General features: G+C 69.3%; 2 protein-coding genes and 1 pseudogene. 2 read left to right on the top strand and 1 reads right to left on the bottom strand.

What is annotated here, in order from left to right; all coding sequences use genetic code 11:
- The coding region (locus tag L995_RS34490; RefSeq protein ID WP_442855557.1) for an FKBP-type peptidyl-prolyl cis-trans isomerase at window positions 1-254 on the top strand (254 nt) is incomplete at its 5' end.
- 1 nt (window position 255) lies between these two features.
- The gene (gene ispH / locus L995_RS24660; RefSeq protein WP_047474022.1) at window positions 256-1,254 is read left to right on the top strand and encodes a 4-hydroxy-3-methylbut-2-enyl diphosphate reductase; all 999 of its coding nucleotides are present in this window, start codon (window positions 256-258) and stop codon (window positions 1,252-1,254) included.
- Window positions 1,255-1,330: 76 nt separating this feature from the next.
- On the opposite strand, the pseudogene L995_RS24655 reads toward ispH, so the two are convergent.
- Window positions 1,331-1,651, bottom strand: a pseudogene (locus L995_RS24655) (CBS domain-containing protein); the annotation flags it as partial.
- Window positions 1,652-1,659 lie beyond the last annotated feature (8 nt).

Below are 1,659 nucleotides of genomic sequence, written 5' to 3'. Positions count from 1 at the left end.
CCGGCGAAGCCTTCGGCGAGCGCAACGGCGACATGATGCAGTGGGTGGCGCGCAAGCTGATGAACGAGCTGGGCGACCCGCACGAGCAGTACGCGCCCGGCGACGTGGTGCAGTTCCCCACGCCCGACGGCCTGGGCAGCTACGCGGGCGCCGTGGTGCAGGTGCGCGAGGACGGCGCCGTGCTGTTCGACTTCAACCACCCGCTGGCCGGCCAGCCGGTGACCTTCGAAGTGCAGATCATCGGGGTGCTCTGAGGTGCCGGATACGACCTCGCCCCAGGAAATCCTGCTGGCCGAGCCCCGGGGCTTCTGTGCCGGCGTGGACCGCGCCATCGAGATCGTGGAGCGTGCGCTGGCCAAGTTCGGCGCGCCCATCTACGTGCGCCACGAGATCGTGCACAACACCTTCGTGGTCAACGATCTCAAGGCCAAGGGAGCGATCTTCATCGAGGAACTGGACGACGTGCCGCCCGGCTCCACCCTGGTGTTCAGCGCCCACGGCGTGAGCCGGGCGGTGCAGGAAGAGGCGCGGCGGCGCGGTTTCTCCATCTTCGACGCCACCTGCCCACTGGTGACCAAGGTGCATGTGGAAGTGGCCAAGCTGGCCAAGGAAGGCTACGAGTTCCTGATGATCGGCCACAAGGGGCATCCCGAGGTCGAGGGCACCATGGGCCAGCTGTCCGAGGGCATCCACCTGGTCGAGGACGAGGCCGATGTGGCCCGTGTCACCCCCCGCCAGACCGAGAAGCTGGCCGTGGTCACGCAGACCACGCTGTCGGTGGACGATGCCGCAGGCATCACGGCAGCCATCCGCGCGCGCTTTCCGCAGGTGCGCGAGCCCAAGCAGCAGGACATCTGCTACGCCACGCAAAACCGCCAGGACGCCGTCAAGGTGCTGGCGCCGCAGGTGGATGTGCTCATCGTCGTGGGCAGCCCCACCAGTTCCAACAGCAACCGCCTGCGCGAGCTGGCCGCGCGCCTGGGAACGCCCGCCTACATGGTGGACAACGCGGGCGAGCTGTGCGAGGAATGGTTTGCCAATGCCGGGCGCGTGGGCCTGACGGCCGGCGCCTCGGCGCCCGAGGTGCTGGTGGACGAGGTCATCCAGCGCCTGCGCCAGCTGGGCGCGCTGTCGGTGCGCAAGATGGATGGCATCGAAGAAACCGTGAAGTTCCCGCTGCCCAAGGGCCTGAAGATCGACGCGGCCACGGGGCTGGAGATCTCCGTGGGCAAGCAGCCCGAGACGGGCGGCTGAGCCGCAGGCGCAGCGGGCATTGGCCAAAAAGCAAACGGGCGCCTGGCGCCCGTTTTGCATGGTGGGGCCGAAAGCCTCAGCTCCACAGATCCAGCGGCGGATCGGAGGCCACGGCGCGCAGGATGTCGGTGCGGCTGATGAAGCCGGCCAGCAGGCCCTGCTCATCGGTCACGGGCAGGCCCGGCAGGCCGGTCTCCAGCAGCACGCCGGCCACGCGGCGCAGGTCGGTGGTGGTGGCCACCGTGGGTATGGGGGAGATCATGACCTCGTTCACGGGCCGGCGCGCCAGGGCAATGGCGTCCTTGATCGCACCGGGCTCGGGCAGCAGGTCCAGCGGCGCCATGTCGGCACGCAGCAGCAGCCCGACCACGCGGCCACCGGCATCCAGCACGGGGGCCTACGCGG

Origin of the sequence: Delftia sp. ZNC0008 (assembly GCF_000799035.1) — a bacterium.
Taxonomy (GTDB): Bacteria; Pseudomonadota; Gammaproteobacteria; order Burkholderiales; family Burkholderiaceae_C; genus Comamonas; species Comamonas tsuruhatensis.
Note: the sequence above shows the minus strand (reverse complement) of the source record. Positions and strands in the feature narration are given on the sequence as shown.